Origin of the sequence: Gulosibacter chungangensis (assembly GCF_008831155.1) — a bacterium.
In the GTDB taxonomy this organism is placed as follows: Bacteria; Actinomycetota; Actinomycetes; order Actinomycetales; family Microbacteriaceae; genus Gulosibacter; species Gulosibacter chungangensis.
This window is the reverse complement of sequence record NZ_WBKB01000003.1, coordinates 70,648-90,148: the sequence shown is the minus strand read 5'-3', so window position 1 is coordinate 90,148 and position 19,501 is coordinate 70,648. Positions and strand designations below refer to the sequence as shown.

General features: G+C 62.7%; 15 protein-coding genes. 8 read left to right on the top strand and 7 right to left on the bottom strand.

Annotated features, from left to right (window positions below; genetic code table 11):
- Positions 1–8: 8 nt before the first annotated feature.
- Positions 9–1,298 carry a glycosyltransferase family protein gene (locus F8O05_RS06005; RefSeq protein ID WP_158051857.1) on the bottom strand — a complete coding sequence of 430 codons (1,290 nt, stop codon included), beginning with the start codon at positions 1,296–1,298 and terminating at the stop codon, positions 9–11.
- A gap of 68 nt (positions 1,299–1,366) precedes the next feature.
- Between F8O05_RS06005 and F8O05_RS06000 the strand changes: the two genes are divergently transcribed.
- Both F8O05_RS06000 and F8O05_RS05995 read left to right on the top strand, forming a co-directional pair.
- The gene (locus tag F8O05_RS06000) at positions 1,367–2,311 is read left to right on the top strand and encodes a DapH/DapD/GlmU-related protein (protein ID WP_158051856.1); all 945 of its coding nucleotides are present in this window, start codon (positions 1,367–1,369) and stop codon (positions 2,309–2,311) included.
- 57 nt (positions 2,312–2,368) lie between these two features.
- A complete protein-coding gene (locus F8O05_RS05995; protein ID WP_158051855.1) occupies positions 2,369–2,887 on the top strand; it encodes a MogA/MoaB family molybdenum cofactor biosynthesis protein in 519 nt (172 codons plus the stop codon).
- A gap of 38 nt (positions 2,888–2,925) precedes the next feature.
- Here the strand turns inward: F8O05_RS05995 and mobA are convergent, their stop codons facing one another.
- Entirely contained in the window at positions 2,926–3,540 is a 615-nt protein-coding gene (mobA, locus tag F8O05_RS05990; RefSeq protein WP_158051854.1) for a molybdenum cofactor guanylyltransferase, read from the bottom strand.
- 203 nt (positions 3,541–3,743) lie between these two features.
- Here mobA and F8O05_RS05985 point away from each other — a divergent pair, with 203 nt between their 5' ends.
- From F8O05_RS05985 to narI, 5 genes are read left to right on the top strand one after another with little or no spacing between them, the layout of a single operon-like run.
- Positions 3,744–4,943 carry an MFS transporter gene (locus F8O05_RS05985; protein WP_225735773.1) on the top strand — a complete coding sequence of 400 codons (1,200 nt, stop codon included), beginning with the start codon at positions 3,744–3,746 and terminating at the stop codon, positions 4,941–4,943.
- A gap of 41 nt (positions 4,944–4,984) precedes the next feature.
- Positions 4,985–8,719 carry a nitrate reductase subunit alpha gene (locus F8O05_RS05980; RefSeq protein ID WP_158051852.1) on the top strand — a complete coding sequence of 1,245 codons (3,735 nt, stop codon included), beginning with the start codon at positions 4,985–4,987 and terminating at the stop codon, positions 8,717–8,719.
- A gap of 20 nt (positions 8,720–8,739) precedes the next feature.
- Positions 8,740–10,368 carry a nitrate reductase subunit beta gene (gene narH / locus F8O05_RS05975; RefSeq protein ID WP_158051851.1) on the top strand — a complete coding sequence of 543 codons (1,629 nt, stop codon included), beginning with the start codon at positions 8,740–8,742 and terminating at the stop codon, positions 10,366–10,368.
- A gap of 1 nt (position 10,369) precedes the next feature.
- Complete coding sequence (gene narJ / locus F8O05_RS05970; protein WP_225735772.1) at positions 10,370–11,209, top strand: nitrate reductase molybdenum cofactor assembly chaperone; 840 nt, start codon at positions 10,370–10,372, stop codon at positions 11,207–11,209.
- Complete coding sequence (gene narI / locus F8O05_RS05965; RefSeq protein ID WP_158051850.1) at positions 11,206–11,931, top strand: respiratory nitrate reductase subunit gamma; 726 nt, start codon at positions 11,206–11,208, stop codon at positions 11,929–11,931. The genes narJ and narI overlap by 4 nt, the downstream gene beginning before the upstream one ends.
- A 96-nt stretch (positions 11,932–12,027) precedes the next feature.
- On the opposite strand, the gene F8O05_RS05960 is transcribed toward narI, so the two are convergent.
- The 4 genes from F8O05_RS05960 to typA all read right to left on the bottom strand — a co-directional run bounded on the left by F8O05_RS05960 (position 12,028) and on the right by typA (position 16,346).
- Entirely contained in the window at positions 12,028–13,365 is a 1,338-nt protein-coding gene (locus F8O05_RS05960) for a citrate synthase (RefSeq protein ID WP_225735771.1), read from the bottom strand.
- Between the two features lie 136 nt (positions 13,366–13,501).
- Positions 13,502–13,825: a ferredoxin gene (gene fdxA, locus F8O05_RS05955; RefSeq protein WP_158051849.1), complete on the bottom strand. Its 324-nt coding sequence runs from the start codon at positions 13,823–13,825 to the stop codon at positions 13,502–13,504.
- Positions 13,826–13,934: 109 nt separating this feature from the next.
- Positions 13,935–14,396: a DUF1129 domain-containing protein gene (locus F8O05_RS05950; protein ID WP_158051848.1), complete on the bottom strand. Its 462-nt coding sequence runs from the start codon at positions 14,394–14,396 to the stop codon at positions 13,935–13,937.
- 33 nt (positions 14,397–14,429) lie between these two features.
- The gene (typA, locus tag F8O05_RS05945; RefSeq protein ID WP_158051847.1) at positions 14,430–16,346 is read right to left on the bottom strand and encodes a translational GTPase TypA; all 1,917 of its coding nucleotides are present in this window, start codon (positions 16,344–16,346) and stop codon (positions 14,430–14,432) included.
- Positions 16,347–16,413: 67 nt separating this feature from the next.
- On the opposite strand from typA, the gene F8O05_RS05940 reads away from it, so the two are divergent.
- Positions 16,414–17,259: a CPBP family intramembrane glutamic endopeptidase gene (locus F8O05_RS05940; RefSeq protein WP_225735770.1), complete on the top strand. Its 846-nt coding sequence runs from the start codon at positions 16,414–16,416 to the stop codon at positions 17,257–17,259.
- 58 nt (positions 17,260–17,317) lie between these two features.
- Here F8O05_RS05940 and malQ read toward each other — a convergent pair whose 3' ends face one another.
- Positions 17,318–19,483, bottom strand: a complete 2,166-nt coding sequence (malQ, locus tag F8O05_RS05935; protein WP_158051846.1) for a 4-alpha-glucanotransferase — start codon at positions 19,481–19,483, stop codon at positions 17,318–17,320.
- Positions 19,484–19,501: the final 18 nt, after the last annotated feature.

Sequence of the window (19,501 nt, the reverse complement as noted above, 5' to 3'; positions counted from 1 at the left end):
AGTTTGGTTTAGGGCGGACTCCAATCGCCGCCGATCACGAACCACATCCAGTACAGCCAGGCCACCTGCGCGAGGAAGGCGGCTGCGGAGACCAAGACGCGATACACCGGTGACTGCGGCAGCGCGAGTGGGGCTGCGGCTGGGAATAAGGGGAAGAGGATGCGGAAGAAGGATGACTGCGGGTAAAACACGGCAAAGATATAGGAGGTGTACGCGATCGCCCACAGCCGGATCTCAATACCGAAGCGGCGCATCACCGGCGCCGCAAACCAGCAGGCGAAAAGGATGAGCACCGCGAGCACCACAATGGTGCCTTGCGGCTGGCCGAACCAATAGTCTCCTGCCCAGAACCAGGCTGTGAACGGTGGGGTGTGCTCCCCCGACGTATAGCCGCGGCGCCAGGCAAATTCGGTCTCCAGGTACGCATCCCACTGGCCGGTGACGATCCCCGCGATAACCAGCCAGGCGAGCCCCATCACCCCGGAAAATACCGCGACGCTCCACAGCTGACGCTGTTCAGACCGATCAAATCGCTCTAGGCGCGCGACAAAGCGGTTCCAGTAACGATACAGAATGTAGAGCAGCAGCGTGAACGCCAACGCCAGGCCAGTGGGTCTGGTGAAGGATGCGATCACAATGAGCGGCACCATCGCGTACCAGTCGCGTTGAACCATGAGGTTTAACAGCACCGCGACCATCCAAAAGTGCAGTGCTTCTGCGTATCCGACCTGGAATAGCGGTGAAATCGGCCCAATACAAAGCAGGAACACCGCAAACATTGCGACATTGGCACTCACGAAATTGCGCAGTAGGCGATGCAGCGCGAATACCGTGCCGAGCCCGGCGATCAGTGAAATGAGCACCGCAGCCATCGAGAAGCTGATGCCGGGAAGAAACGAGATTAGCCGTGCGAGCAGCGGAAATACCGGCATGAATGCCCAGGCGTTCTCGCCGACTTGACCGGCTTCGGTATAGGGCAGCTCAGAAGGATAGCCGGAGTGGGCAATGAACGCGTACCACTTCGCATCCCAAATATTGGCGAAGGAGAGGTAGTCAGGCTGCGCATGAATCTGCCAGGTATCAGCTTGGCGACTCGCAAAGAACAACAGCAGTGCGGTGGTGAGGATGCGAGTGAAGACGTAGATCGTCACCAACTGCCCCCACGTTGGCAGCTGCCGCCACAGTCGGGAGGGCCAGGAATTGCTTCGTTGGCGAGTCAGTTGGTTCGGGCTGCTGTCGATCGCTGGGTCCCGATACCGGGTTGGGAGCGTCGGAATTTCGGCGCGAACAGCTGGCATGCGCTCCAGTGTACGGAAGAGTGTGGGCGGGACTGATTCCACGTGCGCTGAGCGCTAGGGTTGTGCACATGAGTGCGCATGACAGCCAGCAGGGTCAGGAACGTTCGGCCGTGCCGAACGAACAGTGGGCTTGGGGCGACGGCCTAGCCACCATTACCGACTCCGGCAAGGTACTTGACTGTTGGTTCCCTGAGCCGAAGCTCGGCCGTGTACCCGCAGACCGGGATCGCTTCGTCGCACCCAAGGCGCTCGCGGACGAAGCCCACGACGACCCGCGCCGCGGTGTCCGGGTCACCCCGGTCGTGGTCGAGAGCAATCTGTCGGCTGCGGTTGAATCCACGCTGGATGCGTATTTGCGGCTGCATCTGTTCTCTCACCTGCTCGTGAAACCACACGGCCAAAACCTCACAGGCCTGTTCGCCCATTTGCCCGAAAATGCCTGGACGGACCTCGGGCCGATGGATGCGGAAGAGATTTCGCTGCGCCTGCCGGCGCTTCGTCGCGGCGGCATCCAGGTCTACGCCATCGATAAGGTTCCGCGCCTGCTCGACTATCTCGTCCCCGAGAAGGTGCGCATCGCTGACGGCGGTCGCGTGCGCCTGGGTGCGTACCTGTCGCCCGGGACGATCGTGATGCACGAGGGCTTCGTGAACTTCAATGCCGGCACACTCGGCCCGAGCATTATCGAGGGGCGGATCTCGCAGGGTGTAGTCATCGGCGCACACACCGATATTGGTGGGGGCGCCTCGATCATGGGCTTGGTCGCCACCGACAGCGATCAGCGCGTCTTCGTCGGTGAACGCTCGCTCATCGGCGCCAACGCCGGCATCGGGTTTGCGCTCGGCGATGACTGCGTGGTCGAGGCGGGGCTCTACGTAACCGCGGGCACCAAGGTGACCATCATCGGTGAAGATCGCACGGTCAAGGCGGGGGAACTCGCCGGGGTGCCGAGTTTACTGTTCCGCCGCAACTCGCTCACCGGTGCGGTGGAGGTCTTTTCCCGCAGCGACTAGGCCATACTGGCCACAGGCACAACCATTGGTCACAAGAACCAACAAGGAGCATGGGCAATGAAGTCGGATGCTAATGAGCAGCTGGGCCAAAATCGTTCCGCGGCGGTCATCGTTGCGTCCACGAGCGCCGCGGCCGGAGAGGCCGAGGATAAGACGGGCCCGATTCTCGTCGAATGGTTTCGCGGGTTCGGCTACGCCTGTCCCGATCCGATCGTCGTCGGCGACGGAGATCCGGTACGGGATGCGATCGCCTCGCTCCTACGGGACACACCGCCTGGCTTCATCGTCACCACCGGCGGCACCGGGCTCAATCCGGATGACCAAACCCCACAGGTGACCGCCGAATTCATCGACTTTGAGGTGCCCGGCGTGATGCATGCGCTCTGGGCTCGGGGGCTCACCAGTACCCCCTCGGCCGTGATGAGTCGCGGGCTCGCCGGGGTCACCGGGCAGACCTTCATTGTGAACCTCCCGGGTTCTCGTGGCGGGGTGCGCGACGGAATCTTGGTACTGACCCCCTTATTGCCCCACATCCAGGAACAAATCGAGGACGTGCACGGCCACGGTGCTCGATAGCACCAGCCAGCGCGGCTCTGGCCTTCCGTCCAGTACCGTTAGTGTCCCTCCGTCCAGTGGCGCAGGTCCGCGGGCGAATCGATATCGGCGATGGTGCGCGCCGACATCGGCACTTCCGCGAGCGCCACGCCGCGAAAGAGCTTCCGCACGGGTTGATTCTCAACTGTGTCGAGTGCTGCCAGTTGCGCCCGCAGGAGTCGTTCCGGCCAGGCCGACAGGAGATATTGCGGATAGCCTTCCGCATCCACCGGGGCCGCGACCGTGTCGCGAGCGCGACTGGCCTCGACCAGCCGCGCGAGCGCATCCGGCTCGAGGAAGGGAAAGTCGCCGGCGAGAATGACCACCGTGGCCGACCCTTCGGGTTCGAGCGCGTCCACCCCGGCGGCGATACCGGCCAGCGGACCGGCGAAGGGTGGGTCCTCCCGCACGACGCGAAGCTCCTCATCGCAACCCGTAATGTTCAATTCACTGACCCCTGCCGCGGAACCGGCGATGATGAGCTCGGGTGGCTCTCCGAGCGCGGTACCGAGATCGCGCAGCGCGGTGACGATGCGCTGCAGCACGGACGCACCCTCGATTTGGAGTGTGGGCTTGTGTTTGCCGCCGAAGCGAGTGGACCGCCCACCGGTGAGAATTATCGCGCGCAAGCTCATTTCGTGAGCCTATCTGGCCCGGACTTTGATACCCTATTGAGCAATGCTGAAGAGGTCAAAAATGCCCTCTGATCAGGGTAATTTTAGTTAGGATTACCTAACAAAAATTTGCTCACAGTACCTGCTTCGTAAGACGAGCAATTCGTCGGCGAACAGGCACCGCCGACGTCATACTCATGTGGACTCGAAGGTCAACTGAAGCAATGTCAGTTTCGAAGCAACAGCAAGTTACCGCGCTGATCATGGCTACGCTCGGTTTCGCCGTAAATTTTTGGGCCTGGTCGCTGATCAGCCCGCTCGGTCCGGTCTTCGTCGGTGAAGGGCTCGCCGAGGATTCTTCGTTAATGGTTGCGATCCCCGTGCTGGTGGGCTCGCTCGGGCGAATCCTCGCCGGTGCCTACACGGACCGCTTCGGCGGACGGCGAATGATGACGCTCATTTCGCTGCTCACCGTGATTCCGGTGCTGTTCATCGGCTTGATTGGGCAGTATCAGCTGTGGACACTGCTGCTGGGTGGGCTATTTCTCGGGTTTGGTGGCACCTCATTTGCCATCGGCGTGCCCTATGTGAATTCCTGGTTCCCCAAGGAACAGCGCGGCTCTGCCATTGGCGTTTACGGCGTCGGCATGGGCGGTACCGCGATTGCGGCCTTCACCACGGTGCCGCTCTACAACATTGATCACCGCTTACCCTTCCTTCTGGTCGCGGGTGTGCTGGTGGTGTACGCGATTGCCGCCTGGTTCCTGATGAAGGACTCCCCCAACTGGAGCCCGTCGAAACGCAGTCTGGGCGCACAGCTGTCCGATACCTCGAAGATTTTGCTGACCTGGCAGGCCTGCTATCTCTACGCGCTGTCCTTTGGCGGCTATGTGGCATTTTCGGTGTATCTTCCGACGATCCTGCACCAGGCTTACGGACTTGAGACGGCAGATGCATCCCTGCGCACGGCTGGTTTCGTCATTGCCGCAGTGGTCATGCGCCCAGTGGGTGGCATCCTCGCCGACCGCATCGGCGCGATTCGCACCCTGGTGATTGCCTATTCACTCGTGATCATTTGTGCGCTCACCCTGGCATTCGACCCGCACCTGATGCCGCTTGGCACCGTGGCGTTCATCGCGATGTCCATCGGCCTCGGGCTCGGTTCCGGTGCCACCTTCGCGCTGATCGCCCAGGTGAGCGACCCCAGCAAAGTGGGGTCCATCACTGGCTTTGTGGGCGCTGCCGGTGGCCTCGGCGGTTTCGTGCCGCCGCTGCTGCTCGGGGTGCTCTGGAAGTCCTTCCAGAACTACAGCCTCGGCATCCTGCTCCTTGCGGTCTTCACCCTCATCGCACTGCTCATCACCCTGTGGATCGGCGCCGGACAGCGCCGCGCGAAGGCCGCAAGCCTGCCGGTCCACTCCTAACGTTTTCACCGCATCCATTCCCAGAGTTGAGAGGTCTCACCATGACGCTGAAGGAAACCGGCCGACCCGAGTCGCCCGGAATTGATAACCCACTCATGGACGGCCTGGTCGGGGTGCGCAAGTTTTTTGGCTCGCGAAAAAACATCACCGATGACAACCGCGAGATCCACCTTCGTGGCGGCCGACAGGGCGATTCCTTCTATCGCAATCGCTGGGCGCACGACAAAGTGGTGCGCTCCACGCACGGGGTGAACTGCACCGGCTCCTGCTCCTGGCACGTCTACGTCAAGGACGGTCTCATCACTTGGGAATCGCAGGCCACCGACTACCCGAGCGCCGGCCCCGATATGCCCGAATATGAACCTCGCGGCTGCCCTCGTGGGGCTTCCTTTTCCTGGTACACCTACTCACCCACGCGCGTGCGCTACCCCTATGTGCGCGGGGCGCTCATGCAGCTCTTCCGCGAGGCAAAGCGCCAGCACGGTGGCGACCCGGTACTCGCCTGGCAGTCGATCGTCGAAGACCCGGTGAAAGCCAAGCGCTATAAGTCGGTGCGTGGCAAGGGCGGGCTCGTGCGAGCGACCTGGGATGAGGCGGTCGAAATTGTCGCAGCGGCTTACGTCTATACGGTCAAGGAGTACGGCCCCGACCGCGCCACCGGGTTCTCCCCCATCCCGGCCATGAGCCCGGTCTCCTTCTCTTCAGGGGCGCGCTTCCACCAGCTCATCGGTGGCTCGATGCTCTCCTTCTACGACTGGTACGCCGACCTGCCGCCCGCCTCCCCGCAGGTCTTCGGTGACCAAACCGATGTGCCGGAGTCCGGCGACTGGTGGAACTCCAGCTATCTGATGATGTGGGGCTCGAACGTGCCACTCACCCGCACCCCCGACGCGCACTGGATGGCCGAGGCACGCTATCGCGGCCAGAAGGTGATCTCCATCGCACCCGACTACGCCGAGAACGTGAAGTTCGCCGATGAATGGCTCGCACCCGCAACCGGCACCGATGGCGCGCTCGCGATGGCAATGGGCCACGTCATCCTCAAAGAATTCTTCGTGGATAAAACCACCGAATACTTTGACAACTACGTCAAGCGCTACACTGACCTGCCCTTCATCGTCGAACTCGACCCGCAGCCAAACGGCAGCTATGCCCCGGGGAAGTTCGTGGTCGCATCCGACCTCGGCGAAGCCCACACCCCCGAGGCTGCCACCGAGCACGCCGACTACAAACCCGCCGTCTGGGATGCCGCTACGGACCGCCCCACTGTCCCCAAGGGCACGCTCGGGCACCGCTACGCCGCGGATGGCGAAGGTGATTGGCACCTCGACCTCGGTGAGATCCAGCCGCAGTTGAGCCTCTATGACGGGGCGGATGCTCGGGTCGAGATCGAGCTGCCACGCTTCGATACCGCGGCCCAGGGTGAGATCGACACGATTACCCGGGGTGTGCCCGCCCGGCGCCTCGGCGACCGACTCGTGACCACCGTCTACGACCTGCTGCTCGCCGAATACGGCGTGGGCCGCCCCGGGCTGCCGGGGCACTGGCCAACCGGCTATGACGACGCCTCGAGCCCCAATACCCCCGCCTGGCAGGAGCGGATCACCGGGGTTCCCGGCGTCGCCGCAGCCCGCATCGGGCGCGAGTTCGCCGAAAATGCCCGCGACTCACACGGCCGCTCGATGATTCTGATGGGCGCCGGTACGAACCACTGGTTCCACTCCGACCAGACCTACCGCACCTTCCTCACCCTCACCACGCTCTGCGGCACGCAGGGCGTGAACGGGGGCGGTTGGGCGCACTACGTCGGGCAGGAGAAGATTCGCCCCTTCACGGGCTGGATCAACATGGCCAACGCCCTCGACTGGTCAAGGCCCCCGCGACAAATGACCCAAACCACGTACTGGTACATGCACACCAAACAGTGGCGCTATGACCAGTTCGGCGCCGATAAGCTCGCGGCCCGCGCCGGGAAGGGAAAGTTCGCGGGGATGGCCACGGCGGATGCGGTGGCGCAGGCCACACGCCTCGGCTGGCAGCCCTTCTATCCGTCCTTCGACAAGAACCCGCTCGACGTTACGGATGCGGCCGCCGCGGCCGGGAAATCGAGCGTGGACTACCTCGTCGAGTCGCTCAAGGATGGCAGCATCAACTTCGCCGTAGAAGACCCGGATGCCGAAAACAACTATCCGCGGATCTGGTCCATGTGGCGGGCAAACACCCTCGGTTCCTCCGCTAAGGGGGACCAGTACTTCCTCAAGCACCTGCTCGGAGTGGACAACACCGTCTCTGCCGAAGAGACCCCCGAGTATGCCCGCCCGCGGGACGTGAAATGGCGCGAGGAGGCCCCGATCGGCAAGATCGATCTGCTCCTGACCCTCGACTTCCGCATGACCACCACGACGCTCCACAGCGACGTGATTTTGCCGGCCGCCACCTGGTACGAGAAACACGATCTGTCGACCACCGACATGCATCCCTTCGTGAACGTCTTTACCCCGGCGATCTCCACACCCTGGCAGTCCCGCACCGACTGGCAAACCTGGGCGACGATTGCGAAAAAGTTCTCCGAGCTTTCGCGCACGCACCTCGGCACCCGCAAGGACATCGTCGCCTTCCCGCTGCAGCACGACACCCCGGATGAGGTGAACACGCCACACGGCCGGGTCAAGGACTGGAAATTCGGTGAATGCGAACCGATCCCCGGGGTCACCCTCCCCTCCCTCATCGAGGTGGAACGCGACTACACGGCAATCTACGAGAAATACACCTCAATCGGCCCACTGCTCGAATCCAAGGGCATGACCACCCGCGGCATCACCTACGACGTGGACCACCACGTCGAGCGGCTGCGAAGGCTCAATGGCGTCGTCAAGCGCGGGGTCGGCAAGGGCCAGCCACGACTCGACGAGGACCGTCACGCCGCCGACTACATCCTGGGGCTCTCCGGCACCACAAACGGGCTGATGGCCACCGAGGGCTTCCGCCACCTCGAAAAACGCACCGGCCAGCAACTGCACGATCTCTCGGCCGAGCACGAGGGCAAGCAGGTCTCCTTCGAGGATGCGAAGGCCGCCCCGGTACCGGTAATCACCTCCCCGGAATGGTCCGGTTCCGAATCCGGCGGTCGCCGCTACTCACCGTTCACCATCAATGTCGAACGGCTCAAGCCCTGGCACACCCTCACCGGACGATATCAGTTCTACGTCGACCACGACTGGTTCCAAGAAATGGGCGATGCCTTACCCACCTTCCGGCCACCGCTGGATATGAACGCCCTGTTCGGCGAACGCGAGATTGGTGACACCGACGGACACTCCATCTCGGTGCGCTATCTCACCCCGCACAATAAGTGGGCCATCCACTCGATGTACCAAGAAAACTTCTTCATGATGAGCCTTGGCCGCGGTGGTCAAACCATCTGGATGAGCGTGGAAGACGCCGAAGCGGTCGGCATCAAGGACAACGACTGGATCGAAGCGGTCAACCGCAACGGCGCCGTCGCAGCCCGCGCGATCGTCTCCCACCGCATGCCCAAGGGCACCGCGTTCATGCACCACGCGCAGGAGCGCACCGTGAACGTACCCATCTCCGAAACCACCGGGCAACGCGGTGGCATCCACAACTCGCTCACGCGAATCATGATCAAACCCACCCACCTGGTCGGTGGCTACGCGCAACTGTCCTACGGCTTCAACTATTACGGGCCAACCGGCAACCAGCGCGATGAGGTCACCGTGATCCGCAAGCGCAGCAATCAAGACGTCGAATACTAACTGGGTCGAGGAGCAGAATCATGCGCGTCATGGCACAAATGGCAATGGTGATGAACCTAGACAAGTGCATCGGCTGTCACACGTGTTCGGTCACCTGCAAGCAGGCGTGGACCAACCGCAAAGGCACCGAGCAGGTCTGGTTCAATAACGTCGAAACCCGACCCGGCCAGGGCTACCCCCGCGGCTACGAAGACCAAGAAAAATGGCAGGGCGGCTGGGCACTGAGTCGATCTGGCCGACTCAAACTCAAGGCCGGCGGCAAGTGGAAGAAGCTCGCACAGATCTTCTCGAACCCGAAGCTGCCCGAACTCGATGACTACTACGAGCCCTGGAGCTACGAATACGAGAACCTCCTCAACGCACCCGAGCAAAAGCACATCCCCACGGCACCCCCACGCTCACTGCTCACCGGTAAGCGGATGTCGATTAAATGGTCCGGCAACTGGGACGACGACCTCGGCGGCACCTACGCGGTGGCCGACAAAGACCCGATGCTCAAAGGCCTCGAAGACAAGGTCAAGCTCGAATTCGAGCAGACCTACATGTTCTATCTCCCCCGAATCTGCGAGCACTGCCTCAACCCCTCCTGCGCCGCATCCTGCCCCTCGGGCGCGATCTACAAGCGCGAGGAAGACGGCATCGTGCTTGTCGATCAGGACACCTGCCGCGGCTGGCGCATGTGCGTCACCGGCTGCCCCTATAAGAAGATCTACTTCAATCACCGCACCGGTAAAGCCGAGAAGTGCACCTTCTGCTATCCCCGCATCGAAAACGGTGAGCCCACGGTCTGCGCCGAAACCTGCGTGGGCAGGCTCCGCTATATCGGGCTCATCCTCTACGACGCCGATCGGGTGACCGAGGCCGCATCCACACCCAACGAACGCGACCTCTACGCTGCCCAGCGGGACCTCATCCTCGACCCCTTTGACCCCGAGGTAATGAACGCCGCCGAACGAAACGGCATCCCCTACGACTGGATCACCGGCGCCCAAGAATCCCCGATCTACAAGCTGATCAAGGACTACGAGGTGGCGCTGCCGCTCCACCCCGAATACCGCACCATGCCGATGGTCTGGTACATCCCGCCCCTGTCCCCGGTGGTGGATGTGGTCAAGGATGCCGGCTATGACGCCGAGAACGCGGTGAACCTCTTCGCCGCAATCGAAGACCTGCGCATCCCCATCGAATACCTCGCAAACCTCTTCACCGCAGGCGACGTGGATATCGTCGCCGACGTGCTGCGGCGCATGGCCGCCATGCGCTCCTATATGCGCGATATCAACCTCGGCGGCGAGGGCGACCCCATGATTCCCTACTCGGTGGGCATGGAACCCGACACGATGGAGGAAATGTACCGGCTGCTCGCCATCGCGAAGTACAACGAACGCTATGTCATCCCTGCGGGCCACTCGGAGACCGCCCACAACCTTGAAGGCATCAACACCGACTGCCCGCTCAATGGTGACGGCGGACCCGGCATGGGGGATATGTGGGATCTGCCGAGCGAAACCGGGGTGCGTGAAACCGGTAGTGGCTCCAAAAAGTCGAGCATGGCGGGCCGGGTGAACCTCCTCAACTGGGACGGCGTGGGCATGCCCAAGGGGCTCTTCCCAACCCACCGCGGTGAGAACCGACCGAGGGAGGCCTAACGTGCTCGTCCCGCTGAAGTTCCTCAAGAAATGGCGCGAACGCGCCGAACAGGCTGCCTCCGGTCGTTTGGACACGGCGGTGCCGCTGACCGAACCCGAGGTGCGCGCGGTCTGGCTCGCCGCATCCTGGCTCATCGGCTACCCGGAAGACGCGCTCTACGAGCGCCTCGAGCGGATGCGCGGCCTCGTCTCCGAGCTCCCGGTCGCGGTCTCGGGGCCGCTGCTCGAGGTCATCCGCGCGCTCTCGGAAGAGGATCAGTTTCAGGTGCGATCCGAGTACGTCGAGACCTTCGACACGCGCCGCCGCGGCTGCCTGTACCTCACCTATTTCATGAACGGCGATACCCGCAAGCGCGGGATGGCGCTACTCGAAATCAAAGAGGCATACCAAGCCGCGGGGCTCGAAGTTTCCGACGCGGAACTTCCGGACCACCTCTCTTACGTCCTCGAATTCGGTGCCGCGCACGACCTGCACGCGGCCCTCGCCATCCTGCTGAAAAACCGCGCCGGGATTGAACTGCTGCGCATTCACCTGCTCGAAACCGGTTCCCGCTGGGCTGGCGCACTCACCGCGCTGTGTGTCACCCTGCCGGCGCTGGATTCCAATGACATCTCCGAAGTGCAGCGGCTCGCCGCCGAGGGGCCCGAGGAGGAGCTCGTGGGGCTCGCCGGCTATGGCGATGACGGCTCCCTCGATATGCCACCGGCAGATATGAGCCCCTATCGAATTCCCCCGCCCGGCGCCGGGCTTGGAAGCACCGTTGGAACTACTGCCGGGACCGGTGCGGGGTCGACTTCGGCATTCATCCCACTCAATGATGTGAAAGGCCTGCAGCCATGAATGACACCCTCGCCCTGATCCTGTGGGTCATCATCCCGTATATGGCCCTGGTGAGCTTCATCCTCGGGCACGTGTGGCGCTATCGCTATGACGGTTTCGGTTGGACCACGCGGTCGAGCCAAATGTACGAATCAAAGCTGCTGCGCATCGGCTCACCGCTCTTCCACTACGGCATCATCTTCGTTTTCCTCGGCCACGTGGTGGGGCTCGGCATCCCAAAGTCATGGACCGCCGCCGTGGGCATCACCAATGAGGTCTATCACCTGATGGCGGTCACGATCGGGCTCGGAGCGGCGGCCGCCACCGTGGGTGGGTTGGTGCTGCTCATTTACCGACGGCGCACGAATAACCGCGTATTCGGGGCCACCACGAAGATGGACAAGCTGATGTACCTGATGCTCGCGGTGACCATCCTCGCGGGCGTCTACTCAACCATCTTCGACTCGCTCATCGGCCACTATGACTATCGCGAGGGAGTCTCGGTGTGGTTCCGCCAGTTCTGGACCTTCCAGCCGGATATTGGGCTCATGGCGTCTGCCCCACTGGGCTTCCAGGTGCACGTAATGTCGGCAATTCTGCTCTTTGCGATCTGGCCCTTTACCCGGCTCGTACACGTCTTTACGGTGCCGCTGGGCTACCTCACCCGGCCGTATATCGTGTACCGCTCCAAGGATGCGAAGCGCCAGCCGGAGCGTCGCGGTTGGGAGAAGGTGGATTTTTAGCCCGGATGCGCATCCCGGGGACATGAAAAATGCCCGGTCAGGTGACCGGGCATTTTTTAGTGGCAGTGCTTAGGCAACAGCACCGACTCACAGTGCTTACTCGACGACCGCCTGGCTGCTGAAGTCGCGGCCTGCGGGGTAGTCGCGCTCGGTGGCACCGAGGTACAGCTGCTGCGGGCGACCGATCTTCGACTTCGAGTCCTGGTTCTGCTCGCGCCACTGCGCCAGCCAACCCGGCAGGCGACCGATCGCAAACAGCGGCGTGAACATCCGCGTGGGGAAGCCCATCGCCTTGTAGATGATGCCCGTGTAGAAGTCCACGTTCGGGTAGAGGCGACGATCCTGGAAGTAGGAGTCGTTGAGAGCGTGCTGTTCGAGCTCCATAGCGATCTCAAGCAGCGGGTCGTGCACGCCGAGCGAGGCGAGCACCTCGTCGGCCGATTCCTTGACGAGCTTGGCGCGCGGGTCGTAGCTCTTGTACACGCGGTGACCGAAGCCCATCAGCTTCACACCGTCTTCCTTGTTCTTCACGCGCTCCACGAAGCGGCCCACGCCCTCACCGGATTCCTTGATCTCCGAGAGCATGTTGAGGACGGCCTCGTTTGCGCCACCGTGCAGCGGGCCGTAGAGCGCCGAGATACCGGCCGACACCGAAGCATAGATATTTGCTTCGGTCGAGCCAACCAGACGTACGGTCGAGGTCGAGGCGTTCTGTTCGTGATCGGCGTGCAGGATGAGCAGACGCTCGAGTGCGCGCGAGAGCACGGGGTTCGGCTCGTATTCTTCGGCGTAGGTGGCGAAGTTGAGCATCAGGAAGTTGTCGACGAACCCGAGGCTATTGTCCGGGTACATGAAGGCCTGGCCAATGGACTTCTTGTGCGCGTACGCGGCCAGCACCGGCAGCTTCGCGAGCAGTCGAATCGTGTTGATTTCGACGGCCTCGGGGTCGTGTACGTCGAGGCTGTCCTCATAGTAGGTGGCCAGCGCCGCGACAGCGCTGGAGAGTACCGACATCGGGTGTGCCGAGTCGGGCAGCGCCTGGAAGAGGGGCTTGAGGCCCTCGCGCAGGAGCGTGTGACGGCGAATATCGTTGGTGAACTGTCCGTACTCCGATTCGTTCGGCAGTTCACCGTTGATCAGCAGGTACGCAACCTCAAGGAAGGTCGACTTTTCTGCCAGTTGTTCAATTGGGTAACCCCGGTACCGAAGAATTCCCTCATCGCCGTCGATGTAGGTAATCTCCGAGCGGGTCGAAGCGGTGTTGACGAAGCCGTAGTCAAGCCCGGTATAGCCAGTCTGCTTCGTGAACGTGGAGAGGTCGATCGAACCACGCCCTTCCGTTGACTGGAGTATCGGGAACTCGGCAGTGCCGCCGGGGAAGGTCAGGGATGCGACCTGTGGCGCGTCATTCGTTTGGTCGAGCTGCTCGCTCACGGAACCTCCTGGAACGCTTTTGTCAGTTGCGCCGCGCATTCGTGATGGCGACACCGACGTCTAGCCTAAACCGTCGCGATGCTTGTTCACGACAGCAACAACAAATTCGACTGGCGTATTGCCGATAAATACAACCCTAGTCTTCGGCCTGCGGTGGCAAGGCAGCAACGAGCGGGTGATCGAAGTCGTAGGGGCCGACCTTTGCGGCCCCACCCGGCGAGCCGATTTCCTCGAAGAAATCGACATTGGCCTGGTAATAATCGCTCCACTCATCGGGAACGTCGTCTTCGTAATAGATCGCTTCCACCGGGCACACCGGTTCGCAAGCGCCGCAGTCTACGCATTCATCGGGGTGGATGTAGAGCATCCGATCGCCCTCATAAATGCAGTCCACTGGACACTCATCCACACATGCGCGGTCTTTTACGTCAACGCAAGGTAGCGCGATCACATACGTCACGATCGAACAACTCCCTCTGACTCAAACCCAGGCTCTGACTCAAACCCAGATATCGAAAATCTCTCTCTTGCGGGGGTCGCGCGACGGCCACCCACACGCTTGTTCCAGTCTAGTCCGGTTTATGCGTTTGCTCGGATTGCGGGGTCTCCACCGCCGCAAGATCGCGGTCCGAAGCATTTGTCGAGGTTCGTTCCGGTTGCCGGATTCGCGGCCAGATGACCGGCAGGAACACCATAATTGCCGAGCCGTAGAGCCACATTTCGCTGATGCCAAAACCATTTGCCGAGGCTGGAATCACCACCGAGGCGCCCGCGCCGCCGGTGGTGTACATCGCTACGGTCGCACAGACGCCAATCGCGAAAGCAAGACCCGGCGTCCGTTCCTCCAGGTAGAAGCGCATCCCGAATGCCACACACCCCAGGGCAAGCAGGGCGATTGGCAGCCCGATCCACCAGGCGGTGTCGAAGAGTCCGATTCTGCCTCGATGCGCGAACGTCCCCACCATCCCCGCCAAGACCCCGAAAACGAGATAGGCGAGAAAGGTGAGGACGGATTCGACTCTGCGACCCAAGCTATTCCTTTGCTGTGCTTGCCTAGAGCGGATTTAGCCTTCGCGCTTGCGGCGCGAAGCCTCGCGACCGCGGATGGTCGCGTTGAGTTCGATCTTGCGGATGCGCACGATCTCGGGAGTCACTTCCACGCACTCGTCATCGCGAGCGAATTCGAGGGCCTCTTCGAGCGTGAGCTGCCGCGGCGGCGTGAGCTTCTCGAATTCATCCGAGGAAGCGGCACGCATATTGGTGAGCTTCTTTTCCTTGGTGACGTTCACATCCATGTCGTCGGCACGGGTGTTCTCACCAATGACCATGCCTTCGTACACCTCATCACCGGGCGAGACGAAGAACGACATGCGCTCCTGCAGACCGATCATGGCAAACGGGGTGACACTGCCCGCACGGTCGGCCACGATGGAGCCGTTGGTGCGAGTAGTGATCTGCCCGGCCCAGGGCTCGTATCCAGCAGAGAGCGAGTTGACGATACCGGTACCGCGGGTGAGCGTCATGAACTCGCTGCGGAAGCCGATGAGGCCGCGCGAGGGCACGGTGTATTCCATGCGCACCCAGCCCGAACCGTGGTTTTCCATACCGTTGAGACGACCCTTGCGAGCTGCCATCAGCTGGGTGATCGCACCGAGGAACTCTTCCGGAACATCAATTGTGGTGTTCTCGTAGGGTTCCTGCTTCTTGCCGTCCACGAGCTTCGTGACCACCTGGGGCTTACCCGCGGTGACCTCGAAACCTTCGCGACGCATGTTCTCGATCAGTACCGAGAGCTGCAGCTCGCCACGACCCTGCACTTCCCAAGCGTCGGGGCGACCAATGTCATTCACGCGGAGCGAGACGTTACCGATCAGCTCGCGGTCAAGGCGCTCTTTCACCATCCGGGCGGTGAGCTTGTGCCCCTTGATCTTGCCGACCAGCGGCGAGGTGTTCGGACCAATGGTCATCGAAATCGCCGGCTCGTCGATCGTGATTGTCGGCAGCGGACGCACATCGTTCGGGTCGGCAATCGTGTCGCCGATCGTGATGTCTTCGATACCCGCGATGGCGACGATGTCACCGGGACGGGCAGAGTCAGTCTGCACGCGCTCGAGGCCCTTGGTCTCCAGCAGCTCGGTGATGCGCAGGTTGGTGGTTTCTCCATCGTGCACCCACGCGACGGTCTCACCCTTTTTGAGCGTGCCGTTGTGGATGCGCAGCAGCGCGAGTCGGCCCAGGAACGGTGACGAGTCGAGGTTAGTCACGTGCGCCTGTAGCGGTGCCTCGGGGTCGTAGGTCGGTGCCGGAATGTGGTCAAGGATCGCCTTGAACAGCGGCTCAAGGTTGTCGTTGTCCGGGAGGGAGCCATTCTCGGGCTGGTTCGTGGAGGCGGCTCCCGCACGACCGGATGCATAGAGCACCGGCAGGTCGAGGAGCGCATCGATATCGAGATCGGGTACGTCGTCAGCGAGGTCGCCGGCGAGGCCGAGCAGCAGGTCCTGCGCCTCCCCCACGACTTCCTCAATACGAGCGTCGGGACGGTCGGTCTTATTCACGAGCAGCACCACCGGCATCAGCGCTTCGAGCGCCTTGCGCAGCACGAAGCGGGTCTGCGGGAGCGGACCTTCCGAAGAGTCGACCAGCAGCACGACACCGTCCACCATCGACAGTGCGCGCTCCACCTCGCCACCAAAGTCGGCGTGGCCCGGGGTGTCGATCACGTTGATCGTCACGGGACCGTCGGTCGCGTGTTCCCCGTCGTAACGGATCGCCGTGTTCTTGGCGAGGATCGTGATGCCCTTCTCACGCTCGAGGTCGTTCGAGTCCATGACTCGCTCTTCATCGGCGTGGGCGGAGTGGTCGCCGAAGGTGCCAGTCTGCTTCAGCATGGCGTCCACGAGCGTGGTCTTGCCGTGGTCCACGTGCGCAACAATTGCGACGTTGCGAAGGTCGGAGCGACGGGCGAGCGAGGGGTTGGTCATACGCGGAGTGACTTTCTTGTAGAAATGTCGGACGCTCCAGTCTACGCGCTTAGGGCAGAATTGGCGCGTGTCCCCAACAATTCCGGCTCCGGCCACCCCGCAATTCACGAAACCTTCCCGCCGCATTCACCTCACCCGAGTGCGGCTGCGCTGGGAAATCTGGCTGGTGCTTGGGCTTTCCCTGCTGCCCTCCTCGCTGACAGCGATTGTGAATCTCATCGAAATTGCGGCCCAGCCCACGCCAATTGGTGAGACGAGTTCCACGCTGAACCCCAGCGCATCCGAGTTTCCGCTCTTCGATGTGCTGTATCGGCTCATTAGCTTCGGCACGGCGATGGTGCCGGTGGCGTTGGTGATCTGGTTGCTGTGGTCGCGCAACGAGTCCGGCTTTCGCCGCCTCGGGTTGGATGCACGCCAGCCAGGCCGTCGCCTCGGCCCGCTTCGGGATCTCGGCGGAGGCCTGCTCCTCGCCGCCGCAATCGGCCTGCCGGGGCTCGCGCTCTATGCCGCCTCCCGCGCTCTGGGGCTCACCGTGCAAGTGGTGGCGGGCGACACGAGCATGGCCTGGTGGACCGTGGGGCTGCTGGTGCTCGCGGCCCTGCGTGCCGCCCTGATCGAAGAGGTGGTGGTCGTGGGGTATCTCGCCACCCGATTGCACACCCTCGGCTGGCAACGCTGGGGCGTAATCCTCACGTCGGCACTCGTGCGCGGCTCTTATCACCTCTACCAGGGCGTACCGATGGCGCTCGGCAATGTCGTCATGGGCATCCTGTTTGCCTATGTCTTCACGCGCAAGCGGAAGGATGGCAGGCGCCCACGCGTGCTACCGCTGGTGATTGCGCACTTCCTACTCGACTTGGTGTCATTCCTCGGCTATCCGCTGGCAGCCAGCCTGTGGCCGGGACTGTTCTAACGCTCAGATTGCGGGTCTACTACCCACCCGCGGGTCTCCTGCCTAGCGTGAGGAACTACTACTCAGCCTGCGGGCGAACCGCGGCTTCGGCAAGCTGCCCAGCAAACTCGTCCGCCAACACCTCATCCAGGAGCCTGAGCTGCCCATCCGGGCCGGTGAGTGGCAGCGTCCAGTTCGGGTACTCCCGATAGGTTCCCGGCTGGTTGATTGGGCGCCGGTCACCCGCGAGGTCAGCGAGGGCGACTTGAAAGAGCTGTGAGTTGCTGCGGGCCATGTGCCGGTGCAGCGCCAGGACGAGTTCTTCGGTAGTCGGGGCATCCGCACCGATCAGACCCTCTTCGCGAAGAATATCGGTGTACGCCGCGATAGTCGCACGCTCATCGGCCCGCTCATCCTCAGCGGGACGGGTGAGCACACCAAGCCGCTCGCGCAGATCCACGTGGGCGAGTTCGAGATAGCCCGCGGTCGGCGGCAGATCGTGCGTGGTCACCGAGGCGAGGCATTCCTGTCGATAGTGCTCGGGGCGTTTCGGTGTGCCGTCGTCTTCACGCTCGAACCACATGATCTGCGTGCCGTATACGTGCCGATCGGCCATCACTTCGCGGGTGAGTTTTGACACCGTGCCGAGGTCTTCGCCGATTACGAGCGCACCGGCGCGCTCGGCTTCCAGCAGCAGCACCCCGATCATCGCTTCGTGATCGAAGGTCACGAAGGTCCCCTGCGACGCGGGCATCCCCGCGGGGACCCACCATTGTCGGAACATCCCCAGAATGTGGTCGATTCGAAGTGCACCCGCGCCGACGAAGGCCTTTCGCAACATGTCCCGCAGCGGCGCGTAGCCGGTCCGCTCGAGCGCATCCGGGCGCAGCGGCGGCTGTGACCAGTCCTGCCCCATCTGGTTATAGGCGTCCGGCGGTGCCCCCACCGAGACGCCCCGGGCCAGCGAGTGGTTCAGGGACCAGGCATCGGCACCAGATGGATGCACGCCCACGGCGAGATCGTTCATCACACCGATCTGCATCCCGGCCTCACGGAGAGCCTGCTGGGTGCGCTCTTTCTGCTCTTGTAGCGAGAACTGCACCCAGCAATAGAACTCGATCCGATCGGCGTGCTGCTGGCGGAACTCATCCACCGCATCGTTCCCCGGATCTTGGAAGGCTTCCGGCCAGTCACGCCAATTACCACCGAGTTGCTCACAGAGCGCGCACCAGGTGGCGAAGTCAATCAGGCTCTGCCCCTCGATTTCGCAGTAGTTGCCGAAGGCACGCCATCGGTCGTGATCACCACGCCGTGCGGCCTCGAAGCAGATGCCGAGTGCCTCGCGCTTCGCAAGCCAGCTCGCATCCCGGTCAATCGCATCCACCCGGTTGGCCGCTTGCCCGTAGGAAGCGAGTTCAAGCAGCCGCTGTGCTTCGGCTTCGTGGAGTTCCAGTACTTCCGCGAGGTCCTCAATACGCAGCAGGCTCGGGTCGCTGAAGCGACGACTGGTCGGCAGATAGGGCGAGGGCTCAATCGGGGTGGTCACCGAGGGCGCGTGGAAAGGGTTCACCAGCACGAAGTCGGCGCCGTGCTCGGCACCCCACTGGCCGATCGTGCGCAGATCACGCAGGTCTCCAATGCCCCAGGACTCGGCGCTACGCGCCTGATATAGCTGCGCCATGATGCCCCAGGCCCGGGCATCCAACTGCGTGCTCGCCGCATCCGGCGTGACGATGAGCGTGGCGGTTGCGACCGGACCGCTGCCAGCGGCACCGTCGGCGGCTGCCTCCGCGGTATTCCCCACCACGGCGCGAATTTCGTGCCAGCCCAACGGCAAATCCGCCGGCAACTGGAACTTTGCCTCACCCACTGGCGCCGCGTCGATAACGCGCGGTTCGACGAGGTGCTCGAGTTGCCGGGCATCCCGCACCGCCCCGTCCTCCAAGTGGATGGTGACCGTGACCGGCTCCCCCGCCGGCACGTGTACGAAGAACTCGGTGGCGGCGCCAGTCCGTGCGACGGTGGTCGGCGGCAGGGTCTGCCGCCAGGGGCGTTCATCGGCCGCATCAAGGGCCGCCTGGGCAGCTTCCTCGGTGGCCGCATCCACATCGAGGGCGGCAAGCACCGCGACCAGCACCTCGGGCGATACCTCAACGTATTCGCCGAGCCAGTCGTGGTAGTTCGAGGAGATGCCGTAGCGCTCCGCGAGTTCCGCAAGAACCTGGGTCGAAGTCAATGCACTCACATCGTTGAGTCTATGCGC